This is a genomic window from Cellulosilyticum sp. I15G10I2, from assembly GCF_900095725.1.
Lineage (GTDB): Bacteria > Bacillota > Clostridia > Lachnospirales > Cellulosilyticaceae > FMMP01.
Genome location: NZ_FMMP01000007.1, coordinates 58,599 through 82,186, shown reverse-complemented (window position 1 = coordinate 82,186; position 23,588 = coordinate 58,599). Strand labels below are relative to the sequence as shown.

The window sequence follows — 23,588 nt, the reverse complement described above, 5'->3', positions numbered from 1 at the left end:
ACGTTTAATATTAGACCTATTAGTACCTCTGAGGAAGATTTAAAACAATGTCTTATTTAATATGATTATAAAAAAACGTTGGTGTGATTACTCATACCAACGTTTTAACGATTATGACTTAATAAGCACTTCTAACTCTTCGGCTAATTTCTTTGCAAGCTCAAAATCAGTATCTTTTAAAGCCAAGGCGATTTTTGTTTCAATCGCTTTTTTCTTTTGTTCAACTTCTAAATAGTCTTTATCAAAATGGCTGGCATAAGTCATCTTTCTAAATTTGCGCATACTCATTTTTCTAACCGTCTTATTTTCAATGATTAAAACATAATCCATACAGTTTATGATAGAGTAATAATCATGAGAAATCATGAGGATCGCACCATTATAGGTTGCTATGGCCTTTTCAAGTGCTATTTGTGAATAGGTGTCTAAATGACTTGTTGGTTCATCTAGCAGCAGCAGATTTGCGCCACTTGCAGCAACTTTAGCCAGTTGGAGTATATTTTTTTCTCCGCCAGATAAAGAGTCTATTTTTTGATGAAGGGCTTCTTCGTCAAAACCATAATCCAAAAGATAGGCGCTAGTCTCCGCAGAAGTTTTAAAGCCTGCCTCTAAAAACTCTTCAAGTATTGTATGAGACTCATTAAGAACCTCGCCTTGGAGCTGAGATAAATAAGCGACATTGGCATCGGGGTTTATTGCAATCGCAGGACAATCATTTTGAAAGATATCTCGAAGCATTGTTGTTTTTCCGGTGCCGTTTGCACCAATAAGAGCTACTTTGTCGGTAGATTTCATTTCAAAATTAACATTTTCTAGAAGGATTTCATCAAACTTAGCACTGTAATCATTTACCTTTAAGATAGTGGTCTCTTCGAGTTCCTTATCGGTCGTGAAATGGATATCGGGTTGTTTAATAGCCACAAACGGGGCTTTGATTCTACGGGCTTCTAATCTTTCTTGAATTTTAACTCTAGCTTTGAGAGATTTTCCATTAGCAGCTTCTGCATTACTCGTTGCAATGGCTCTTAGTTTATTGATTAAGATTTCATTTCTCTCAATTTCGGCAGTATCTTTAGCCGCGAGTTCTTGCAGCTCGATTTTAGTTTGAAGTAATGTAAAGTTGTAATCAATATAGCTTCCGTCAAACTCTTGGAGCTCCATATTTTCAAGGTGTAGAATTTTGTTAAAACAATGATTTAAGAGATATCTATTATGTGTAATAACTAACAGCATTTCTTTGTGAGCATTAATGAGATCTTTAAGGGCATTAAGATTTTCAAAGTCTAAAAATACATCGGGTTCATCCATGATCAAGAGATCTGGCCGAGTAAGCATTTCTTTAATGACTTGAACGAGTTTAAATTCTCCGCCACTAAGTTCTGATATCATGAGGTCTTTATGCTTACTTAGATTTGCTAGACTCAGTTTCTTATTAATAGTGCTTTCAAAATCATCCCCGCCTATTGCTTCAAAGGCGTCTAAAGCTTGTTGGTACTTTGCGAGGAGAGGCTCCATGTCTTGTGATGTTTCCATCTCAGTACAAATAGAAGTTATTTCATTTTGCAGTTTAATAAATGCTTCCGCTATATATTCAAAGACGGTAGTCTCTTTTGTTTTATCAAGCCCAGAGAATTGACTTACATACCCAATTCTACAATTTGGATCCATCTCTATATTACCATTAAACATATATCTTTCTGGATCCATAATGATATCTATGAGTGTAGTTTTTCCACTGCCGCTTGTTCCTATAAAAGCACAATGTTGACCCTCTTCTAATGTAAATGAAATCTCATTATATAGATCTTTTTGCGGAAATGAGTAGGACAAGTTATCAACTTTTATCATATTATTCCTTTCTTATGCCTCTTCGTAAGAGACTGTAATCACTTAAAAAAGAGCCTATAGTCACTTTTTAAGCAACATAAAAATAAGCTCTTTAATATATTTAGTACGTTATTCTTTTTAGGTTTACCGCTCATAGCATAACACTTTTTACGACTGATTTCAATCATTTATGCAGCTTTTACAATATAATCCAGTTGATTTATGAGCTTTAATGGGCGATGCACTAGATAATGCCATTGAAGCTAATTTAAAAGTTGCAGATGAATCGCTAAGGGTCATTGGCCTATAGATTAAACCTGGAGAGTAGTGTTCATTTTTTTTACATATGCAGTAGGTGTCATTCCGGTATGTTTCTTAAAAAACTGGCTAAAGTACTGGGGATTATTTCCACAGCCTATTTCATTTGCGATACTGTACATTTTATTGGATCCCTTTTGAAGTAATTGTTGTTTGGCGCGTTCTATACGTATTTTATTTAAGTAATTGGAAAATTTGAGACCTGTTTCCTTTACGAATTGCTTGCTGACATAATCAACATTCATAAACAGGTAATTATCAACAATCCATTTTAAGGATAAATCCGGATTGGACAAGTTTTCCTCCACACATTGAATAGTTTTTTGTATGAAATCTTTATAGTGATGAACTGCAATGTCTTTTGGGAAAAAGGCATCTAACTCTTGATAAAAATAATCTTTAAGTTTAGATGGGATGGTGCAGCTGTTCATCTTGACTAAAAATTCCGTCACCTGACTGGCGCTAGCTAAAGGGCTTTGAAACAGAAAGCTTGAAATCATGGTTTTTAGGAATTCGATATCTTCAATAGGATTTAGCAGCTTTTCAGTTTCAAGACTGCCTAGCTGATGCTTATGTAGATCTCCGGAGGTAAGATTTTCGGCTATGGAATTAACGGAATGAAGCAAGGCATTGTAGTTGTAAGTTGGAATCATTTGAAAGCGGTTAAGTGTATAGATAGTATCATATCTGGCTATTTTAGGAAGTAAGTCAGAAAGCAGCGCCCGTAAATTAGGATAAGTTATTTGTTCAGCAACCAGTGCTGTTACATTGTTTTTTTGCCACGACAAAATAAAGTTATTTAACTCATCATAGTTTTTTTGAAAGTCTTCAAAAAATAACGATAGTGTGTTTTTTACATAAACGGGGGAAAGGCAGATGCCGGGTGTGCAGCGCGTTTCAAATGCATACAAATCCTTCAAAAAGTCCAAAAGATCTTTTTCTTCTAAGTAAAAAACATGGAATAAATGATATGGTGTATTGGAAAAATCCAAAAACTTCTCATAAGCTGTAATGAGTGAATCTAACATATCTGGTGTGGCTAAGCATTCTGTTACAGTGTTGCGTAATACATTTTTTTTGAAATTATACAAAAGTGAATCCTGCTGCTCCTTAAGGGCGCGTTTTTGATAGCATTTGTCCTTGACCTCGCTTATAACACTAATAATATCTTTTTCATTACAAGGTTTTAATAAGTAGTGCTGTACACCATTTCGCATAGCTTGTGCTGCAAAGTTAAATTCACCATATCCAGATAGTATGATAAACTCAATATCCGAATTAACAGCTTTAGCTTTTTCTATTAATTCGAGTCCCATTATTCCCGGCATCTTTATATCGGTCATCACAATGTCCGGGTTCTCATCTTGAATCATATCATAGGCTTCTAGCCCGTCTTTACATACTCCAACAACATGAATACCTATGCTTTTCCAATCAATTAAGTTTTTAATGGTTTCACGAATGACTTTTTCATCATCCACAATAATTAGTTTGAGCATCTTTATTCTCCTTTTGATTTAAGACTGAAAGGTATCTTTTGGAATACGGATTTCGGCAACAGCAAAATCGTCTTCGTTGTAAAGCAGTAAACCGTACTCTTCGCCCAAAGTCAGCTTTAAGCGTTTATCAATATTCGTAAGACCTATGCCGAATCCGCGAGATACTATCTCCTCCTCACTTAATTTCTCCAGCAATTGATCTTCGAATTGGGAGTTTGTATTTTTGATATAAATAGATAGATGTGATGTATGTATCATAGAATCAATGATAATGCTGCACGTATCAATGGACTCTTCAACAGCATAATTAATTGCATTTTCAACTAAGGGTTGTATAACGAGTCTAGGAATAATTATTGCATACAGGTCTGAACTGATATTTATTTCGTAATTGAATCGTTCCTCATAACGTAGTTTTTGAATGGTCAAGTAAGATTCAACCAGAAGGAGTTCCTGTTCTAAAGTATAGTATTTCTGTTTGTTGTCCAGAGTCATTCTTAAGACCTTACCGAGGGACTCTACCATTTGAGAAATTTTTTGTTCTCCTATACCTTTAGCACGCCAGTTGATCGACTCAAGGGTATTATATAGGAAATGAGGATTGATTTGAGCCTCTAAAGCTTTTATTTGGGCATCGCGCCGGAGTATTTTATTGGTGTAGTGTACCTGAATCAGTTCGTTAATCTCAGATGCCATGCTATCAAACTGTCGATGCAGTATGCCGATTTCATCATGTCTGCCGGTATAGTCATATTCAAATTGAGAGGTATAGGCTTCGTTACCTCTGAAATGCTGCATTTTATAGACCAAATTATCTACGTGAATCGTTGTTGAACGTATAAATATTTTAGAACTCAAAATAGAAATAATCATAAACAGAGCAATGAGTGCAGCGGCATAAAGATAAGAGGCACGGATAGATTTTGAAATGTGGTGATAGTCTATGAGGCATATGTAATCCCATCCATACTTTGAGAGGGTCCCTTTCACAACAAAGTACTCAGAATCCTTAAGTTTCAATACATCATACTCTGAAGTCAGCTGAGACTGTAATAGCTGAGCCTCTTCTTTAGATATATTTTGAGTGCTGTAAAGAGGTGTGGTACCGTCAAATAGAATATATGAGCAATTGGTATAGGAGTTTGCAAAATTGGTTGACTCCTTTACAATTTTATCCAGATCTATGGCGATAAACATGACACCTAGGTTTTCTAAAGTAAAATCTTTAGTTTGTCGTATCGATCGTGCTAAAATCAAACCATACTCATCGAAATACCTGGTTACAAAAATCGGCGCACCGTCTTCCGAAAGAGCCTCTTGAAAAATTTTTTTACGAAGATCTAACGGTATGGTTCCACGCGGGGGTGCGTAGGAATGGAGACTAATTACTGCTGTGTGAAGGCTTACGTAGGAAATGGTATCCGTTTGGTATTGGGCCAAAAGATTCTGTAAAGAGAGATACAGAGATTCATAGGCCTGAGCTTTAGCTGCGGCACTTGTTGAGTTTTTCAGTAGTGTCATATCCCGTTGTATCGTGTCATTGGACAAAAGAATACTTGAAAAGTTGATGACTTCTTCTAACTTGCTGTTAAGCTTATCGCTGGAGTAATAGAGGGTATCAGCAGTTTGCTGATACAAAAGCTGTCTATTCGTTTCGACGATATGAGATAAGGTTAGAGAAGTTACTAAGATGAATAAAAATGAATTAAAGACAAGAATGATTAAAAAGATCTTATGCTTTAGCGGTAAGTTTAGTAAAAAAGTCTTCAAATGTTTCATAGGCTTCTCCAAATATAGACAAAACACATTAATATAAGATGGTTGTTGATAAAATATATAGTAGAATAGTATAATTATAGTTGAAACTTTTCATTGTGGCAAGAGTAGAGGTGTGTTAAAGGGATAATGGAGGGAATAACCAGTGATAAAAAAGCGATTACCGGAGTGGATTTTAGTTATTGCTATATTAGGTGCGACAGTCATTATTATTAATAATTTATGGTTTATTCAAAGAGATATTATTCCTGCCAAAAAGACCGATAAAGCAGTTGAAATCAGTATTGCTTGGTGGGGGAGTCAGATTCGCAATGAAAGAACACAGGCTGTATTAGACATGTATGAAAAGAATAATCCAGAAATATCTTTTCAAAAGACTATTGGGGAAAAGCAAGATTACTGGAATTTGTTGAGTTTGGCAGCGGCCGGACATCAATTACCGGACTTAATGCAAACGGATGGTTATTCTTTGGATAAGTTTGTAGAAAATGATTTATTATTAGATTTAACACCCTATATTGAAGATGGCAGTCTGGAGACAGGCGATATTGATCCTACGGTTTTAAATTGGGGAAGTGTTAAGGGTCGGATTTATGGTATATGCGCGGGGATTAATGCGCCGGCCTTATTATATAATAAAATGATGTTGGATAGTTATAACATTGTGGTTGAAGATCGCATGGACTTAAAAGCATTCGGGGATCTTTGCGAGCAGATTTATGAGAAGACAAGGTATAAGACCAATTTAGCTTACAGAGATTCCTATGCTTTTTTGAATTATGTACTACGTGGCCGAGGGCTCAGCTTGTTTCAAGGTGAGCAATTAGGGGTGTATTCGTCACAGGATTTTCAGCCTTTTTTTGAACTTTATGAAAGAGGTGCAAAAGAAGGCTGGCTCATCGAACCCTCTATTTTTGCCCAGAGAACCATCGGAGTTGTTGAACAAGATCCCCTTATTATGGGGACCGGACCAAGTAATATGTCCTGGTGTGGGTTCTATTATTCAAATCAGCTTATTGCAGCCAAGGAGAGCATGGGAAGAGGCTATCAAATCGGCATTGCTTCCTGGCCGGCGGATTCTCTGGAACTAGCTAATTATGTACAGGCTGAACAATTCTATAGTATATCAGCCTATTCTGAAAATAAGGAGGACGCGATTAAGGTTATTAATTATTTTATTAACGATGATAGCTGCAATCAGATCTTATTGGATGAAAGAGGAATACCGATATCGGCGGAGATGGCAGAACTAGTTAAACAAGATGCTTCTGAGGTTTCCTGGCAGATTTATAATTATATTGAAAAGGTAATATTGCCTGAGTCATCTGTAATAGTATTCAAGAAACCGTCCAATGCAAAAGCAGTGTATGATCTTATTGATCAGCTGCAAGATCGGATTTATAATGGTGAAATAACAGCAAAAGAAGCCTCGGAAGCCTTATTTATTCAGGGAGATGCTTTGCTGCAAAGGAGATATTCTGTGCAATAACCATAAAAATAATGTGAATAAAAATTATAAATGCACGTTTTTGTATAAAAAGACCTCGGTTATTTAAATTGAGATGGGGTCTTTTTTTTGTTATAGTTTACTTGTAATTAAAGTTAAGTACTTGCAAGTAACGTAACTTATGTATGGGAAACAAATAAAAATTTCAGTATATGTGAGCGAAGGAGGGAAACAGACAATGTTGGATAAAGGGATGAATATCCTCCAAAAGACCACGGAAGTTTTTGTGGCACTGTTGTTGATGGTTATGACAGGTTTGGTATTTGCCAACGTATTAACGAGGTACGTTTTTCATTTTGCCATTGCCTGGTCAGAAGAAATTTCAAGATTTCTAATGGTGTGGATCGTGTTTGTAGGTGCAGCACTAGCTTACAAAGAAGATGCCCATATGGGACTAGACATAGTTGTTAAGGCACTGCCGAAAAAAACAGCTCAAATAATAGCAGTTATTGTCGATTTGGCGGTTATATATTGTTTGTATTTGATGCTGACAGGGGGGTACGAACTTACGGCCAGCATGATCAGATGGAAGGCACCGGCTTCAGGACTCGCCTATTCATGGAAGTTTGCATCTGTTGTTATATCCGGCGTCATGATGGAACTATATGCGATTACAAAATTATACCATCATGTTAAAGAATTCTTAGGCAAGGGGGAAGGATCATGTTAACTATTTTCTTGGGTGTATTGTTTGCTTGTTTGTTTACATATCTTCCGGTTGCGTTTTGCCTGCTGGTTGCCGGGCTGGTGCTTATGCAGATGACTACAGGATCTATTATTCCGGCACAGGTAGCTCAGCATATGGTAAGGGGCGTGGATAGCTTTCCTCTTATGGCCATTCCTTTTTTCTGCTTAGCTGGTGAATTAATGAATGTTGGAGGAATCTCTGTTCGTATTGTAAGATTTGCAAAAGCCTTTTTGGGTCACGTCAAAGGTGGACTCGGTTATGTAACAACAGTGGCCAGTATGTTGTTTGCAGGGATCTCCGGATCTGCCATCGCAGATACAACAGCTATAGGATCTATCTTACTTCCCATCATGGAAGAAGAAGGTTATGAAAAAGATGAGGCGACTGCACTCATTATAGCCTCTGGTACTATAGGGCCGGTTATTCCACCCAGTATGCCAATGATTATCTACGGTGTTATTGCCAGCGTTTCTGTTGCAAAACTATTTATGGGCGGCATAATCCCCGGCATTTTAGTCGGCGTTGGTCTAATGATTGTATGGACCATAAGGACACGAAGGCGAGCAGATATTTATAGGAAAGGTAAAAAAGCAACATGGAAAGAAAGAATTCAAGCTACAAAATCTGCTATTTGGGCCATCATACTTCCTTTTGTAATTCTTGGCGGCGTTCTTAGCGGTGTTTTTACAGCAACAGAGGCTGGTGTCGTAGCTGTTGTATATGCTGTGCTGGTAGGTTTTTTCGGATACAAAGAGCTGAAGCTCAAACATATTATTCCAATTTTACAAGAAACAGCTAAAAGTACAGCAAGCGTTATGTTTGTTGTAGGGGCTGCAACACTGGCAGCGTATTACATAACAACAGCTCAAATTCCTGCTCAGCTCACACACTCGTTATTGTCTATTTCCACAAATCCATATGTGATCATGTTGCTTATTAATATTTTATTATTACTGGTAGGATGTGTAATGGACTTAACACCTGCGCTGCTTATTTTAGCACCTATTCTTATACCGATTGTTACATCTTTAGGACTTAGCCCGATTTATTTCGGTGTTGTCATGGTATGTAATCTTTGCATCGGAATTATAACGCCGCCGGTGGGAACTGTGCTTTATGTAGGATGCGGACTTTCAAAATTGTCTATCGCAGAAGTTGTAAAACCTTCATTACCTTATATTGCTGTAATGGTTATCGTCTTATTTATTATCACTTATTGCCCAGGGCTTATTATGTATATCCCTAATTTACTGGGATAAATAAGATATCAATATTTCATTATAATTTTTGATTTCAGGAGGGTAAAAATGAAAAAGAGGATTTTAGCACTACTTACGACAGCAGCACTAGCTTCAACGATACTTACGGGATGTATGGGTTCCGAAGTAACAACAACAGAAACACAACAAAAAACAGTACCTCAGGTGGCAGCTCCAAGCAAACCAACAGGCGACAAAATTGTTATTAAGGCAGCAACTGGGCTGACAGCAACGCATCCAGCAGCAATTGGACTTTATGAATTCGAGAAGTTGGTAGAAGAAAAATATCCGGATAGATTTGATGTACAGGTGTATACAGATGCACAATTAGGCGACGATGTTTCTGCAACACAAGATGTTGCGATGGGGAATCTTGAGCTTGTCGTAACCTCTGCATCGCCACTTGTAGGGATGTGTCCTGCTCTTAAAGTCTTTGACCTGCCTTTCATTGTTCCTAATGAGGCGGCAGCAGATGCAATCTATGACGGAGAGATCGGAAAAAAATTGGCAGATGACTTATTACCAAACGGGCTTCGCTTACTAACCTATTACGAAAATGGTTTTAGGAACATTACTAATTCTAAGCGTGACGTAAGAACACCTGGAGATTTGTCGGGGTTAAAAATTAGAACGATGGAAAATGACATTCATCTTGCAACTTTTAAAGCATTAGGTGCTGTTCCTACCCCTATGGCTTTCTCAGAGGTATTTACAAGTTTAGAGCAAGGTGCTATTGACGGACAGGAAAATCCAGTTTCGACGATTTATTTAAGCAAATTCTATGAGGTAAATCCCCATGTTACACTTACCGGACATGTTTATGGCCCTCATATTGTGTTGATGTCAGAGCAGTTTTATCAGAACTTATCGGCAGAAGAACAAGCTTTTATTATGGAAGCAGCACATCAATCAGCACTTGTTAACAGAAGTGAAAACCGCCAGATGTGTACGGATTACATACAAAATCTAAAAGATGAAGGGGCTACTGTTGTTGAATTAACAGCTGAGGAAAAACAAGCATTTGTTGATGCAGTTCAACCCGTTTATAAGGAGTTCGTTCCTCAAATAGGTGAAGAGTTTGTTAAACAATTCCAGGCAGTAGGGGATAAGTTCAAATAAAAGATACGAATTTACTTATAACCTAATCATATTAGATGCTCCTAAGAAAGAAGTGTCTCAGGAGCATCTTTTTAATTCAGCAGCATAACGGAGGAGATGATAGAATGGCGATAGCAGAATATCTAAAGCACATGTTTTCTTTAGAAGGAAAGGTCGTATTGTTTACAGGGGCAGCTGGCGGCATCGGAAGCGAATTATGCAGAGGTTTGGCTAGGGCAGGAGCAGCTGTGGCACTCTGTGATGTCAATAAGGAACAACTGGAAAAACTTCAGGCTGAGATCGAGAAAGAAGAAGGGAAAGCATCTTCCCATGTTATCAATGTACTGGATAAAGACAGTGTTGTAAGCTGTGTCAAAGAAGTAGGCGATCGATATGGTCATATAGATGTTTTAGTTAACTGTGCAGGCATCAATAAACGAGAAGGGTTTATGGATGTTAAGGAAGAGACCTATGACCGAATTATGGCAATTAACTTAAAAGGGGCTTTCATAGTAACTCAGGAAGTTGCGCCATATATGAAAAAGCAAAACAAAGGTTCAATTATTAACATAGGATCTCATAATACCGGTTGGGTGCTCGGTGGTTGTTCAATTTATGCAGCGACAAAGAGTGGCTTATATGCCTTTACAAAGGCCCAATCTGTGGAGTGGGCAAAGTATAATATAAAATCTAACTGTATCAGTCCAGGCCATATTCAAACACCATTAACAACAGTTACATGGGAACATCCTGAAAGATCAAAGTATTTATTAGATAGGATTGCAATGAATAGACCGGGATATCCTGCAGATATTGTAGGAGTCTGCATTTTGCTGGCATCAGATGCATCAGATTATATAACTGGCTGTGAATACAGAGTCGATGGGGGCTGTATTTCAGGAGGTCAGCCATGGCCCTATGATACTGAATTCTAACAACTATAAATAGCTATGTAGACTAGTATATTTTAAAGAATTGAAAGGAAGGGATAGTATGACATACAGTAAAGAGTTACTGGAAAACTTGAGCAAAAAAGCACAGCAGCTTAGAAAAGACGTGATTATTAGTATTGGTGTAGGTGTTGCAGGACACGTAGGAGGTTCTTGTTCGGCAGCAGATATTGTAACAGCATTATATTTCTATAAAATGAAACACGACCCTAAAAATCCAAAGATGGAAGATAGAGATAGATTTTTATTAAGTAAAGGTCATGTGGCCATTTTGCAGTATGCAGCGCTGGCAGAAGCAGGATACTTCCCGGTAGAGGATTTGAAAACTACCAAAGAAATTGGTTCGTATCTGCAGGGACATCCGGATGTACTTAAGACACCAGGTATTGAAGCTGGCACAGGTTCGCTTGGACAGGGGCTTTCTATTGGGCTGGGTATGGCACTTGGACTAAAAGCTGATAAGATTAACAGTAAGGTATATGTGCTTTGCGGAGACGGCGAAATTGCAGAAGGTCAAATATGGGAAGCGGCCATGGCGGCAAGTGCCTATAAAGCAGATAATTTAGTCGCTATTATTGATAGGAACAGACTGCAGGCAATGGGACCTGTTGTCAATAGATTAAATAGCAATCCACTCCCGGGAAAATGGGAGAGCTTCGGCTGGAATGTTATTGAAATTGATGGACATAACATGGGGGAGATACTTACGGCTTTAGATAGAGCAGATACAGTAAAAGATCAACCAACTGTGATTATTGCCAACACGATCAAAGGTAAGGGCGTAAGCTTTGCAGAAAATGTAGTAGGCTATCATAACGGTATGCTGACAGAGGAAACATATAAGCAAGCATTAGAAGAATTATCTAAATAATAGAAAGGACAGGAGGTTTCTAATATGACTTACATCAATCAGAGAGTTGCTTACGGCAGCACATTAGTAGAGTTAGGGAAAACCAATAAAGATATCGTTGTTTTGGATGCGGACCTTTGTGCATCTACAATGGGTAAATTGTTTGAGGAGGCTTATCCGGACAGACATTATGAAATGGGTATTGCAGAAGCTAATATGACGTCGGTTGCAGCAGGTCTTGCTCAGACAGGCAAAATTCCGTTTACGAACTCTTTTGCAGTTTTTTCAGCAGGGAGAGCCTTTGATCAAATCCGCCAGACGATATGTATTGGCAAGTTAAATGTGAAAATCGGAGGGTCTTCTGCGGGTATGTCAGACTTTGGTGATGGCTCTACACACCAATCCGTAGAAGATATAGCATATATGAGAGCTATTCCTAATATGACAGTGATCTGTCCAGCGGATGCCAATGAGACAGTAGAAGCTGTCAAAGCCATGGTAGAATACGATGGACCTTGTTATATCAGGTTAAACCGTAACGACTATGACAATGTAACACCAGAAGGCAAGAAGTTTGAGATTGGTATGCCAAGCGTACTCAAAGAAGGCCAGGAAGTTGTTGTATTTGCAACAGGTTATATGGTAGGGCTTGCAATGCAGGCGGCGCAAGAATTAGAAGGCAAAGTATCTGTTAAGGTTGTCAATGTAAGTACAATCAAGCCTATTAATGCAGAAGCCATTAATAAATTAGCAGAAGGCTGCAAAGGTGTTGTAACAGCAGAAGAACATAGTATTATCGGTGGTCTTGGCGGGGCAGTTGCAGAGGCGCTTTGCAAAGCTTGCAAGCCTATTGAATTTGTGGGTGTCAATGATACATTTGGCTGCAGTGCACACTGTTATGCCGACGTACTCGCATACCACGGTTTATCTAAAGAGCACATTATGGAAGCAACTGAGAAAATCGCAGCATTATAAAAGCGTTGTTAATTAGGAGGTTACTAAAATGAGAATTGGATTTATTGGATTAGGTATTATGGGCAAGCCAATGGTCAGAAATCTGATTAAAGCGGGACATGAAGTACTGGTATTTGATGTCATTCAGTCCAATATAGATGATGTCGTTAAAGATGGTGCAACAGCTTGTGAATCCTCTAAAGCGGTTGCCGAAGCATGCAGCTTAATGATTACAATGCTGCCAAACAGTCCTCATGTTAAAACAGTTGTTATGGGGGAAAAGGGCATACTAGAAGGTGCAAAGCCTGATACCATTATTGTAGATATGAGCTCTATTGCACCACAGGCTTCCCAGGAAATCTATAAGGCCTGCGCCAAAAAAGGTGTTAAAATGATTGATGCACCTGTAAGCGGAGGAGAACCTAAAGCTATTGACGGCAGCTTATCGATCATGGTTGGCGGAGATAAGGAAGTCTTTGATCAAGTATATGATATTTTAATGGTAATGGGTGCAAGTGCAGTGCACTGCGGCGAAATAGGAGCAGGCAATACGACTAAGCTTGCTAATCAAGTGATTGTTGCACTGAATATTGCAGCTGTATCAGAAGCGTTTATGCTCAGCACAAAAGCAGGCGTAGACCCTATAAAGGTGTTTAATGCTATTAAAGGCGGGCTAGCTGGATCAACTGTTATGAATGCAAAAATTCCAATGATTACAGAAGGCAACTTCAAACCAGGATTTAAAATCGACTTACATATCAAAGACTTAAATAATGCTATTGAAACAGGCCATCAAGTAGGTGCGCCACTACCATTAACAGCATCAGTTATGGAAATGCTTCAAACACTTCGTGCAGATGGCTGCGGACAGGATGATCACAGTGGTATTGCTAAATATTATGAGAAAATAGCAGGAGCTGTTATTCGTAAATAGAAATTATCTTTTTTGGTCATACTTATTACGAATATAGGCTTGAGAAATAGATTGATTAACATGGAAGTAGATGTGAGTACAAAAGAAAAGAACGGCGCATCCTCAAAAGATGACCGTTCTTTTCTTAATTTGAAATTAAGTTGCTATTCAAAATACATTAAAGAGAAGAGATGGACTGGTATGAGCCTAGCATCACTTTAATCAAACATAGACATAGGGAAAGGCTTGTGCCTACTCTCCAATCTTCGTCAGTTTCCATTTTTCCAGAATCAGACTTAGGTTATCACTATTCAGTTTTCAAGAAACCTTAATAATAGCATATTCAGTTATAGTGAAAGCCTCCAAAAACTGAACCAAGTATAGTTCCCTAAGAGCAATATAGATCTCTTTATTACTATTTACAACATCTTTGATCATTTCATAAAATCCCTGTTTATTTAATTCGAGTTTACCCACTTCATCAATATATATAGGAGAATCTTCATTACGTATGATTGCATGCATCCAATGGTATGCAGTATCAAATGCAGGCCTATAAAATGTAAAACGGATATTCTTTAGGGTGTCTTCCCAGTGGACTGGCGCGTATTTATTTTCATAAATAAAGTCTATACTTTCACCAGAAGATAATCTAGTTAATTGATAGCCATAAAAAATGCCGTTCTGAATAATTTTATTGGATATAAAACCATCCCCGCCATGAGCTGCATAGAGGTTTTTTATTTTAGTTGTTTTTCCTGAGTTCTTATCCCCTGTTACTATATGTACCAAATTTCAGCCTATATTAATGAGAAAAGTAGTTGTGTACCTATCGCTATAAGTAATGAACACACCGCGGTTACAGGCTGGATTTTTAACATTGGAAGCTTTATTGTTTTACCGCTTTTTTCGGCTTTAACCATAGCTGTAATAATAACTGCGTTAACCACACTATTTAGAATTAAAAAGTTCCATAAATACTCATTAGGTCCTTTTTCTATCATGCGAGAAGGAATACCAATAAAATATAAAATAACAGCATCAATAAAATAAATAAATCTCCACGAGAATCCGGCTAAAAGTGCACCTGTAAAGCTAATTTCTTTATTTTTCTTAACTGACCACGCCACAAGAGCCATTACACTCAACCCTTCAAGAACAATTGCAAAAGCCGGATTGATGACTTTTACCGGGTGTGACAAAGGTAAGAATAAGTTAATTAGTTTGATAGATCCTGCAACTAAACCAGAATAAAAGATGACTGATAAATGATTGCTCTCTTTATAGGCTTTTTGTAAAATATAAAATCCAATAGGAAACATGATGCTCCCGCTAAGTCCAAGGGGACTTAAATTAAGTAAGTAGCCTAAAGTTGCTTCAGCAAAACCCCAAATCCCTCCCCAGAACAATATACTCATTAATAAACCTTTAACATTATTTTTCATACTTGTTTTCCTTTCTCATTTCTTATAATTTATATTCGGTGCTTGTGAAGATATTAAATCTATTCAGACTGAAGTTTCTACAATAGTTCATGTGTATTAAAGTATTCCTATAGGTAGCGTGCAGGTTTCAGGATTCGGAAGGTGCCTCTGGAATATTTCGTAAAGAAAATCTTAGCAGTTTTTGCAAATGGCAGTTAGCTCGCACTGTTTGAGCGTATGCGAGTTTGCGGCGTTCATTTGCAAGAAGTGCTTAGATTTTTAGAAATATGGAAGTGAGCAACTGGAGAATCCTGAAACCTGCATGCGGACCTTTAGATGATTAACCTCTATTTAATTTATACTAAAATATTGATTATAATATACGCAGTTTAACAAGAAATCTTTTTGGTTATAATAGACGCTATACTATTATAATATAAGGTGGAGATACAATGAACGACTATTTCGATAATCTGGATGTTATTGAAAAAAATCTTAAATATTTAACTGAAAATCATGGTGAAATCTATGAGGCGTATGAAAAATTTGGAGGATTAGTTCATGAAAAAGGTGGCCCCATAGACGCAAAAACACGTTGGCTTATTAAAATAGCTCTATCTACAAGCTCTCAGTATGAATATGCCCTAAGAACACATATTCTAAAAGCTCTAAAGAGCGGCTGTACAAAAGAGGAAATAGAACACGCTATACTCCTCGTGGCACCAACATGTGGATTTCCTAAGATGATGCAAGGGCTGCTTATATTAAGACATATTACGGGTGATAAGAAGCGGTAAAGCATCTTATTGGGAATCGTCCCATTGTAAAAGCTTTTTATAATCTTCCTGTGTATCCACATCAAATAAGCTTTTCTCATCATTAATTTCTACAAACCGTACTTGCTCTAAGTATCTATTTATGATTATTTTTCCCCCTGTATCTCCTTCTAAATCCATCAACTCTTGTTTGAATCTTTTAGGGAATATAACAGGGCTACCCCTTTTGCCCCTATAACGGGGGACTACAATAGCATGTTGATCTTCATCAAAGGAGTGTACTAGTTTGTTAATTATAATGGGGTCAAGTAGTGGTTGGTCTATAGTAAAAAACATATAGCCATCACAATCATCAGCATATTTTAGTCCGAGCTTAATAGATTCACTAATGCCTCTATAGGCATTTTTATTTTCAATTACTTTTAAGCTGTTGTTAGTTTTAAGTTGCAGAAGTTCGTTATTTCTGACAACCAAAATAACCTGAGAAAAATTACACTTTAAAATCGTATCAACGGTTTGCTGAATAAGTGTTTTTCCTCTGTATTCTAAAAGTAGTTTATTTTGCTTCATGCGACTTGAATAACCCGATGCCATTATGATGGCGTTAATCATAATATTGTACCTCTTTTAGTATTTGGCCATTATCTCTTTTAATATCTTTTCAGAGGTAATAGGCAGACTTCGTATATTTACACCGGCGGCATTAGAGACTGCATGGGCGATTGCTGGTGGGGGTGTATTAATAACAACCTCTCCGATAGATTTTGCGCCAAAAGGTCCTGTAGGTTCGAAGCTGCTTTCAAATGCTACTTGAATGTTGCCTACATCGCGTCTTGATGGTATTTTATACTGCATAAATGAATTATTTTTCATTTTACCTGAGGGAGTATAAGTAATATCCTCATATAACGCCATGCCAATACCTTGTACTATACCACCTTCCACTTGTATTCTAGCAAGTTTTGGATTAATAGGAGTGCCGCAATCTACAATACCGAAATAATCTATAATATCTATTTTGCCAGTTTCTGTGTCTAATTCAATTTCAACAAAACCTGCCATAAATGGAGGCGGTGAATAGGGGCTTGAGTGGGAGGCGGTTACCATTAAATAATTACCATCGCCAACAACGAGTTCCTGGGCCAACCTATCTAGTGTAATGCTTTTCTCTTCATTATATATTTTCTGTCCATCAAACTCTAAGGTGTCCTTTTCAACTTTCAAGATCTTTGAGGCCTCAGTAAGCATTTGTTCCTTGAGCTTTTCGCAGGCCTTAATAACAGACATACCTGTTACATAGGTGGTACTTGAAGCATAGGAGCCTGTATCGTAGGGAGATTGATCGGTATCAACACCATTTACAACGATTTTATCCATATCACATTCCAGGCACTCTGCGGCCATTTGTCCAAGTATTGTATCACAGCCTGTACCCATATCAGTGGCACCAATAAGTAATGTGTAAAAGCCATCATCATTTAATCTTATTTGAACCGATGCAATATCAAGACCTGCTATACCTGAGCCTTGCATAGTTATTGCAGTGCCAACGGCCCTTACTTTATGATCACTTATTTTTTTATAGGGGTATTTTTCATCCCATTTAATAAGTTCCTTACCCTTATTGATACAACGATTAAGCGTGCAGCTTCTTAAGGTTTCTCCGTGATATGCCGTTAGAACTTCTCCCTCTTCAAGCAAGTTTTTTTGCCGGAGAGCGATTGGATCCATATCTAATTTGGCTGCGAGTTCATTAATGGCTGACTCTAGTGCAAATGTACCTTGAGTTGCCCCATAACCACGAAATGCCCCTGCTGACATCGTATTGGTATAAACCACATTAAACTCAAACTTAAAGGCGGCAGCTTTATTGTATAAAGACATTGTTTTATGCCCCGATAGACCAACAGTAGTAGGGCCGTGTTCGCCGTAGGCGCCTGTATTTGAGAGAGTAGTTATATGGATAGCCTTAATATTTCCGTCTCTATCTGCACCCACTTTAGCCCGTATTTTCATTTCGTGTCGGCTTGTTGATGCAGCAAAGGTCTCATACCTATCAAATATCATTTTAGCAGGCTTGCCTGTTTTTAGTGTTACGAGGCTTGGGAAAAGTTCACTTACCACGGTCTGTTTGGCACCAAATCCTCCACCTATTCTTGGCTTAATAACCCGGACTTTTGTTTTTGGAATATCTAGTGCTCTTGCAGCTATTCTTCTTACATGGAAAGGTATTTGAGTAGAACTTATAATATTTAATCTACCGTTATAATCCATATGGGTATAGGTAGCAAAGGTCTCCATCATGGCTTGGTTATTAGCCTTAGTATGATAGACTTCATCTACAATCACATCACATTTTTCAAACTCTGCGTCTACATTGCCGCTTTCAAAACCACCAGAACAACATAGATTTCTTTTAACATCATTACCCATATCATAATTAACGTGATAATCATCTTCTGTATGAATGACAGTGCTATTATCTATAGCTTCTTCTGGATCTAATACTGGTTTAAACACCTCGTATTCGACTTTAATGAGCCTTAATGCCTTTTTGACCGCTTTTTCATTGTCGCCGGCAACGATTGCTACAGGGTCACCCACATATCTTACATATTGATCGAGTATTAGTCTGTCATAGGGACTGGGCTCTGGGTAAGATTGTCCTGCCATTGTAAAGCGCTTATTTGGCACATCTTTATAAGTTAAAATACATTCTATTCCGGGAACTTTAAGGGCTGTATCTGTTTTTATATTGAGTATTTTCGCGTAGGCATGAGGACTTCTAAGTACTTTTACAATCAAACAGTTTTTGGGTGCAATATCATTCGTATAAACTGGTTTGCCTGTAACTAAGGCCATAGCATCTAACTTCGTAATACTTTGATTCACGACTTTCATTTATGCACCATCCCTTCCGTGTTGTAAAAATTTCTTAATAGCTCTTAATTGGCCCATATAACCTGTACAACGGCACAAATTACCAGAAAGATAGTGTTTGATTGCTTCTTCTGTTGGCTCTTTAAGCTCTCTTTTCATAGCAAGTACATTCATGATAAACCCTGGGCTGCAATAACCACATTGTTCTGCACCTTCATTTGCTATAAACTGACCAAACGCTATAGCTTCATCTTCTACGCCTTCAAGCGTGGTGATGCGCTTCCCACTCACACTTGCTGCCAAAACGGAACAGGACAGGACTGGTTTTTCATTAACCCAAACCGTACATAAACCACAGTTTGCCGTATCACAGCCACGTTTAACACTCAAAAACCCTACATGGCGTAGAAAATCTATGAGAAGCATGTCCGGTTCAATATTTTCATTAAATAGTCTATTGTTGATATAACATTTTATCTGCAAATCTCTTCTACCCCTCTCTTAACAAGGACCTTTGCGAGTTGTTTTCTATACGCAGCTGATCCTCTTAGGTTTGTTCCAAAATTAAGTTCATGGGTCACTGCTTCACATGCAGATTCTATGTCCTCTTTTGTTGGATTTTGTGGCAGTAACGTAGAGGCCCGGGTAGCTAAAGCAGCCTTGTTAGGCCTTGCACCAACAGCTATCTTCCAGTTGGTGGCACATCTACTAATAGCAACAGCTAATATCGGAAAATCCGTTGCAGTCATTCTATGACTGTTATAACTTGCTTGACATCCATTTTTTTTAATTACTATTTTTACTAAAATATCTTTTTGATAAGGCATATTTATAAATTTTTCGAGAGGAATAGTACCTCCCGCGTGCATATGAACATAAGTATCAAGCGCCAGCAGTGCGGTTAATAGATCAGAAAACCCAAATCTTGAATAGACGCTGCCGCCCATTGTTGCACAGTTTCTAAACTGCACCCCAACAATATCTTTAACCGATCCAGCGACTATCCCATCAAAGTACGTATTCAGTACACTGCTTGTTTCAATTTGTCTGAGGGTTGTCATACAACCAATCTCAATTTGAGATTCATTTTCTATAATAGTATCAAGACCTAGCTGAGACAAGTCTATACCCATATTATAGTTTTTGTTTCCCATTTTGAGCCATAGAAGACCACCTAATACAACATTATTCTTATTTTTATTAAGTAGTTCATAAGCTTCTTGCAGACTTTTTGCGGTAATGTATTCTTTTAATGAAAACACATTCAAGCTCCTTCCTTACCTTTTAGTTTGCATGAGAAGAAATTGCCTTCCGTGAGTTAAAACTCAATGGAAGGCAATTCCTTCTTCAGCCTTTTCCTTTTTATCTTGCGGTAATATGAGGTTTAAGATAACTGCTACAATAAATGCTACTACAATACCATTTTGTGCAAAAACAAGTTTTGTCCATTCAGGTAAATGTTGAAGCGCATCAGGGGTAGAACCAAGGCCTAAACCTAAGCCTAAAGCGACTGCAACAATTACAGCATTTCTTCCATACATATTTTGCTTAAATATTAATTGCATACCACTTATTGCAATCATTGAAAACATAATAATTGTTGCGCCGCCAAGTACTGATTGAGGTACAGCAGAGATGATACCCCCTAATTTAGGAAAAAATCCTGCTAAGATCAAGATAACTGCACCTGTCATAATTGAAAATCTATTAACTACTTTGGTCATACCGATGAGTCCTACATTTTGACTAAATGATGTATTGGGTAATACACCAAAGAATGCGGCAATCATACTGCCAACACCATCTGCAAGTACACCACCTGCGAGTTCTCGGTCTGTAGCTTCTCTATTTAATCCACCTGCAGTTACTGCAGAAATATCTCCAATTGTTTCAACAGTAGTAGCTATGTACATAATGCACATCGGTATGATCGCGCCGATTTTAAATTCCATTTTATACATAAAAGCCTTAGGCAAGCTAAACCAGTCAGCTTGGGCAATAGGTGTGAAGTCTACTTTACCCATCAATATTGCAAGGATGTAGCCTGCAACGATGCCTGTTAATACAGCTGAAACCTTAAAAAAACCTTTTGTAAATTGCATGCAAAACAATATAACCACAATAACAACGCTGCCTAAGAATAAATTGCTTACTGAACCAAAATCAGAAGCTCCAAAGCCCCCAGCAAAATATGTTATCCCTATAGGTATAAGTGAGAGTCCAATTGAAATAACCACTGTTCCTGTTACAATGGGTGGAAAAATCTTTCTAAGCGGTTTAATAAAGAACCCTAATATACTCTCAAAAAGTCCACCTACTAAACTAGCTCCTAAAACTGCGCCATAGCCATAGATACCAGCTGCGGCCCTTATCGTTGGTACAAATCCAGAGCTTGTTCCCATAACTATTGGTAGCCTAGATCCCACTCTCCCAATTGGATAGAGTTGAATCAGGGTTATAAGGCCCGCTATAAACATAGCATTTTGAATAAGCATTGTCTTTTGTTCTGACGGCATATTGAGTAGCCCGGCAACAATAATTAATGGTGATACATTCCCTACAAACATAGCAAGCACATGTTGTAATCCTAAAGGGATCGCTTGCTTTAATGGTACTCCTCCATCAAGTTCATAAATACTTCCTTTTTCCATTTTTGTTCACTCCTCAAGTAATATGATTGACATACTAATTCCAAAATACTAATTTCAAAACACTATAAGTACGAGGAGTTTTATTAAAAATTTATTATAAACCTCGTAGTCTGCAATTTTACGGTTTGCAGGTAGAAACTTTTGACCCATATTGTCAAAATTATACGAAATATAGTATATGAATGATAAATGTCAATTATAATATACCGAATGTTTTTCTTTATGTCAACAAAAATGTTCGGATTTCTAGTAGTTGAAACGGAAAAATACGTAAGCTGTTTACCCATAATAATTTTTTAGAGAGAATTGATAATAAGAATTTAGAGGCGTATAATAAGTGTATTGTATACAGAATACAAAAATTACTAAAAGGAAGCGAATAGTATGTTACATACACTGAAACCTAAATTCTTATCGACCTTAAAGGGTTACTCAAAAGAACAGTTTTTTAAAGATATTACGGCGGGGATTATTGTCGCTATCATTGCACTGCCTTTATCAATAGCTTTAGCGATCGCATCTGGCGTATCACCGGAAAAAGGACTGCACACGGCAATCATAGCAGGTTTTTTAATATCGTTTTTGGGCGGAAGCCGGGTGCAAATAGGGGGACCCACAGGGGCTTTTATGGTTATTGTTTATGGGATTGTTACTCAGTTTGGCTTTAATGGTCTTATTATTGCCACAATATTAGCAGGCATCATCATGATTTTGATGGGCGTACTGAGACTCGGCAGTATTATTAAGTTTATCCCGTATCCAATAACAACCGGGTTTACCAGCGGTATTGCTGTGGTTATTTTTACTTCTCAGATTAAAGATTTTCTTGGATTAAACATTGCGGAGGTTCCTGTAGAATTTCTAGATAAGTGGGAGAGGTATATACAGACTTTTTCTACTATAAATATTCAAACAACCCTTATTGGTCTATTAGCTCTTGGGATTATTATTTTCTGGCCAAAAGTCACGCGGAAAATTCCGGGTGCTTTAGTTGCGCTTATCATTACGTCAGTACTTGTAAAATTGTTGAATATGGATGTAGCTACTATCGGAAGTCAATTTGGTGAGTTGTCATCGGACCTGCCTTCTATTAGCATACCTGAGATTACAATAGAACAAATAAAACTACTTATTGCACCGGCGTTTACAATAGCGATTTTGGGGTCTATTGAATCATTGCTTTCAGCCGTAGTAGCAGATGGCATGATAGGGAGCAAGCATCGGTCTAATATGGAACTCGTTGCTCAGGGTATTGCCAATATAGCCTCTGGGTTATTTGGGGGAATACCTGCAACCGGAGCCATAGCCAGAACCATTGCTAATATTAAAAATGGTGGCAGAACGCCAGTGGCAGGTATGGTTCATGCCATTACATTGTTACTGATCATGGTTGTATTTATGCCTCTCGCTAAAATGATTCCTTTAACAGCACTTGCAGCCATCTTAATAGTAGTTGCCTATAACATGAGTGAGTGGCGGGAGTTTTTAGAAGTGTTTAAATCACCTAAAAGTGATATCAGTGTATTGCTTGTTACTTTTTTTGTCACGGTATTGATTGATTTAGTAATAGCAATAGAAATCAGCATGGTTTTAGCAGTATTTCTATTTATGAAACGTATGGCAGATGTCTCAAATATTAAGATTTCAGATCTGGATGCTTCAGAGGAAAATGAAAAATCAGAAGAAGAAGATGGATTTAGGCGTAAAAATAAAGCAAATAAAGACAATGCATTAAAAGGCATACAAGTATATGAGATCAATGGACCATTCTTTTTTGGGGCGACAGATAAGTTTCTTGAGGCTTTAAATGGATTGGGGTATAAAACTAAAATTCTAATAGTTGATATGAAAAACGTTCCAGCTATGGATGGCACGGCATTACATGTTTTTAAGCGCATGATGAAGACCTGTTTAAAAAGAAATATTTGTGTGTTTATTGCCGGTGTCAATGAGCAACCACTCAATTTACTAAAAAAAGCTGAAATATATGGGATGCTAATTGGTGAAGAATGTTTCTTTGAAAATATGGATGAGGCTATTCAAGTTGCTTCTCAAGATTTAAGTTATACGGCTGATAGAGCTTGAAACAATACATAAAGGACTATAATAATGAACTATTTTTAAAAATTCTCTTAACAGAGGATTTTTTTTGTCATAATTCCTATGACTAAAGTAATGAATTTTCGTAGCTAAAGGAAATAATAAGGACAAATATGTC

At 37.6% G+C, this 23,588-nt stretch carries 21 protein-coding genes and 1 riboswitch; of the genes, 11 read left to right on the top strand and 10 right to left on the bottom strand.

All coding sequences use genetic code 11. The features are described 5' to 3' along the window. Positions 1 to 111 precede the first annotated feature (111 nt). The 3 genes from BN3326_RS07295 to BN3326_RS07285 all read right to left on the bottom strand — a co-directional run bounded on the left by BN3326_RS07295 (position 112) and on the right by BN3326_RS07285 (position 5,423). Complete coding sequence (locus tag BN3326_RS07295; RefSeq protein ID WP_069998541.1) at positions 112 to 1,848, bottom strand: ABC-F family ATP-binding cassette domain-containing protein; 1,737 nt, start codon at positions 1,846 to 1,848, stop codon at positions 112 to 114. A 290-nt stretch (positions 1,849 to 2,138) separates the two neighbouring features. Further along, positions 2,139 to 3,644, bottom strand: a complete 1,506-nt coding sequence (locus tag BN3326_RS07290) for a response regulator transcription factor (RefSeq protein ID WP_069998540.1) — start codon at positions 3,642 to 3,644, stop codon at positions 2,139 to 2,141. A gap of 18 nt (positions 3,645 to 3,662) precedes the next feature. Next, positions 3,663 to 5,423 (bottom strand): sensor histidine kinase, encoded by a 1,761-nt coding sequence (locus BN3326_RS07285; protein WP_069998539.1) that lies wholly within the window; start codon positions 5,421 to 5,423, stop codon positions 3,663 to 3,665. Positions 5,424 to 5,565: 142 nt separating this feature from the next. On the opposite strand from BN3326_RS07285, the gene BN3326_RS07280 reads away from it, so the two are divergent. The 9 genes from BN3326_RS07280 to BN3326_RS22210 all read left to right on the top strand — a co-directional run bounded on the left by BN3326_RS07280 (position 5,566) and on the right by BN3326_RS22210 (position 13,861). Further along, a complete protein-coding gene (locus tag BN3326_RS07280) occupies positions 5,566 to 6,909 on the top strand; it encodes an ABC transporter substrate-binding protein (protein ID WP_069998538.1) in 1,344 nt (447 codons plus the stop codon). Positions 6,910 to 7,105: 196 nt separating this feature from the next. Further along, a complete protein-coding gene (locus BN3326_RS07275; protein ID WP_069998537.1) occupies positions 7,106 to 7,597 on the top strand; it encodes a TRAP transporter small permease in 492 nt (163 codons plus the stop codon). Beyond that, positions 7,591 to 8,874: a TRAP transporter large permease gene (locus BN3326_RS07270; protein WP_141722878.1), complete on the top strand. Its 1,284-nt coding sequence runs from the start codon at positions 7,591 to 7,593 to the stop codon at positions 8,872 to 8,874. The genes BN3326_RS07275 and BN3326_RS07270 overlap by 7 nt, the downstream gene beginning before the upstream one ends. A 48-nt stretch (positions 8,875 to 8,922) precedes the next feature. Then, positions 8,923 to 9,993, top strand: a complete 1,071-nt coding sequence (locus tag BN3326_RS07265) for a TRAP transporter substrate-binding protein (RefSeq protein WP_069998535.1) — start codon at positions 8,923 to 8,925, stop codon at positions 9,991 to 9,993. Between the two features lie 104 nt (positions 9,994 to 10,097). Further along, the gene (locus tag BN3326_RS07260) at positions 10,098 to 10,907 is read left to right on the top strand and encodes an SDR family NAD(P)-dependent oxidoreductase (protein ID WP_069998534.1); all 810 of its coding nucleotides are present in this window, start codon (positions 10,098 to 10,100) and stop codon (positions 10,905 to 10,907) included. Positions 10,908 to 10,965: 58 nt separating this feature from the next. Beyond that, entirely contained in the window at positions 10,966 to 11,793 is an 828-nt protein-coding gene (locus BN3326_RS07255) for a transketolase (protein WP_069998533.1), read from the top strand. A gap of 24 nt (positions 11,794 to 11,817) precedes the next feature. After that, positions 11,818 to 12,747: a transketolase family protein gene (locus BN3326_RS07250; protein ID WP_069998532.1), complete on the top strand. Its 930-nt coding sequence runs from the start codon at positions 11,818 to 11,820 to the stop codon at positions 12,745 to 12,747. Positions 12,748 to 12,775: 28 nt separating this feature from the next. Next, positions 12,776 to 13,660 (top strand): 2-hydroxy-3-oxopropionate reductase, encoded by an 885-nt coding sequence (garR, locus tag BN3326_RS07245; protein WP_069998531.1) that lies wholly within the window; start codon positions 12,776 to 12,778, stop codon positions 13,658 to 13,660. A 12-nt stretch (positions 13,661 to 13,672) separates the two neighbouring features. Continuing rightward, positions 13,673 to 13,861: a hypothetical protein gene (locus BN3326_RS22210; protein WP_141722877.1), complete on the top strand. Its 189-nt coding sequence runs from the start codon at positions 13,673 to 13,675 to the stop codon at positions 13,859 to 13,861. Positions 13,862 to 13,957: 96 nt separating this feature from the next. Here BN3326_RS22210 and BN3326_RS07240 read toward each other — a convergent pair whose 3' ends face one another. Further along, on the bottom strand, positions 13,958 to 14,431 hold the full coding sequence (locus BN3326_RS07240) for a nucleoside-triphosphatase (RefSeq protein ID WP_069998530.1): 474 nt from the start codon (positions 14,429 to 14,431) through the stop codon (positions 13,958 to 13,960). An 8-nt stretch (positions 14,432 to 14,439) separates the two neighbouring features. Next, positions 14,440 to 15,084 (bottom strand): hypothetical protein, encoded by a 645-nt coding sequence (locus tag BN3326_RS07235; protein WP_069998529.1) that lies wholly within the window; start codon positions 15,082 to 15,084, stop codon positions 14,440 to 14,442. Positions 15,085 to 15,515: 431 nt separating this feature from the next. Between BN3326_RS07235 and BN3326_RS07230 the strand changes: the two genes are divergently transcribed. Then, positions 15,516 to 15,860, top strand: a complete 345-nt coding sequence (locus BN3326_RS07230; protein WP_069998528.1) for a carboxymuconolactone decarboxylase family protein — start codon at positions 15,516 to 15,518, stop codon at positions 15,858 to 15,860. A gap of 6 nt (positions 15,861 to 15,866) precedes the next feature. On the opposite strand, the gene mocA is transcribed toward BN3326_RS07230, so the two are convergent. The 5 genes from mocA to BN3326_RS07205 all read right to left on the bottom strand — a co-directional run bounded on the left by mocA (position 15,867) and on the right by BN3326_RS07205 (position 21,370). Further along, positions 15,867 to 16,451, bottom strand: a complete 585-nt coding sequence (gene mocA / locus BN3326_RS07225; RefSeq protein ID WP_069998527.1) for a molybdenum cofactor cytidylyltransferase — start codon at positions 16,449 to 16,451, stop codon at positions 15,867 to 15,869. A 15-nt stretch (positions 16,452 to 16,466) separates the two neighbouring features. Then, positions 16,467 to 18,740, bottom strand: coding sequence for a xanthine dehydrogenase family protein molybdopterin-binding subunit (locus BN3326_RS07220; RefSeq protein ID WP_069998526.1), 2,274 nt, complete (start codon positions 18,738 to 18,740; stop codon positions 16,467 to 16,469). Then, positions 18,741 to 19,202 (bottom strand): (2Fe-2S)-binding protein, encoded by a 462-nt coding sequence (locus BN3326_RS07215; RefSeq protein WP_069998525.1) that lies wholly within the window; start codon positions 19,200 to 19,202, stop codon positions 18,741 to 18,743. Next, complete coding sequence (locus tag BN3326_RS07210) at positions 19,193 to 19,981, bottom strand: FAD binding domain-containing protein (RefSeq protein WP_069998524.1); 789 nt, start codon at positions 19,979 to 19,981, stop codon at positions 19,193 to 19,195. Before BN3326_RS07210 ends, BN3326_RS07215 begins: the two co-directional genes overlap by 10 nt. Before the next feature lie 63 nt (positions 19,982 to 20,044). Beyond that, on the bottom strand, positions 20,045 to 21,370 hold the full coding sequence (locus tag BN3326_RS07205; RefSeq protein ID WP_069998523.1) for a uracil-xanthine permease family protein: 1,326 nt from the start codon (positions 21,368 to 21,370) through the stop codon (positions 20,045 to 20,047). A gap of 86 nt (positions 21,371 to 21,456) precedes the next feature. Next, positions 21,457 to 21,558, bottom strand: a riboswitch (purine riboswitch). Between the two features lie 196 nt (positions 21,559 to 21,754). Between BN3326_RS07205 and BN3326_RS07200 the strand changes: the two genes are divergently transcribed. Further along, entirely contained in the window at positions 21,755 to 23,455 is a 1,701-nt protein-coding gene (locus BN3326_RS07200; protein ID WP_069998522.1) for a SulP family inorganic anion transporter, read from the top strand. Positions 23,456 to 23,588: the final 133 nt, after the last annotated feature.

Bases quoted from the DNA above. Each gene is read 5' to 3' on its own strand.
- BN3326_RS07295 (WP_069998541.1), bottom strand. From the start codon at position 1,848: ATGATAAAAGTTGATAACTTGTCCTACTCATTTCCGCAAAAAGATCTA.
- BN3326_RS07290 (WP_069998540.1), bottom strand. From the start codon at position 3,644: ATGCTCAAACTAATTATTGTGGATGATGAAAAAGTCATTCGTGAAACC.
- BN3326_RS07285 (WP_069998539.1), bottom strand. From the start codon at position 5,423: ATGAAACATTTGAAGACTTTTTTACTAAACTTACCGCTAAAGCATAAG.
- BN3326_RS07275 (WP_069998537.1), top strand. From the start codon at position 7,106: ATGTTGGATAAAGGGATGAATATCCTCCAAAAGACCACGGAAGTTTTT.
- BN3326_RS07270 (WP_141722878.1), top strand. From the start codon at position 7,591: ATGTTAACTATTTTCTTGGGTGTATTGTTTGCTTGTTTGTTTACATAT.
- BN3326_RS07265 (WP_069998535.1), top strand. From the start codon at position 8,923: ATGAAAAAGAGGATTTTAGCACTACTTACGACAGCAGCACTAGCTTCA.
- BN3326_RS07260 (WP_069998534.1), top strand. From the start codon at position 10,098: ATGGCGATAGCAGAATATCTAAAGCACATGTTTTCTTTAGAAGGAAAG.
- BN3326_RS07255 (WP_069998533.1), top strand. From the start codon at position 10,966: ATGACATACAGTAAAGAGTTACTGGAAAACTTGAGCAAAAAAGCACAG.
- BN3326_RS07250 (WP_069998532.1), top strand. From the start codon at position 11,818: ATGACTTACATCAATCAGAGAGTTGCTTACGGCAGCACATTAGTAGAG.
- garR (WP_069998531.1), top strand. From the start codon at position 12,776: ATGAGAATTGGATTTATTGGATTAGGTATTATGGGCAAGCCAATGGTC.
- BN3326_RS07235 (WP_069998529.1), bottom strand. From the start codon at position 15,084: ATGAAAAATAATGTTAAAGGTTTATTAATGAGTATATTGTTCTGGGGA.
- BN3326_RS07230 (WP_069998528.1), top strand. From the start codon at position 15,516: ATGAACGACTATTTCGATAATCTGGATGTTATTGAAAAAAATCTTAAA.
- mocA (WP_069998527.1), bottom strand. From the start codon at position 16,451: ATGATTAACGCCATCATAATGGCATCGGGTTATTCAAGTCGCATGAAG.
- BN3326_RS07220 (WP_069998526.1), bottom strand. From the start codon at position 18,740: ATGAAAGTCGTGAATCAAAGTATTACGAAGTTAGATGCTATGGCCTTA.
- BN3326_RS07205 (WP_069998523.1), bottom strand. From the start codon at position 21,370: ATGGAAAAAGGAAGTATTTATGAACTTGATGGAGGAGTACCATTAAAG.
- BN3326_RS07200 (WP_069998522.1), top strand. From the start codon at position 21,755: ATGTTACATACACTGAAACCTAAATTCTTATCGACCTTAAAGGGTTAC.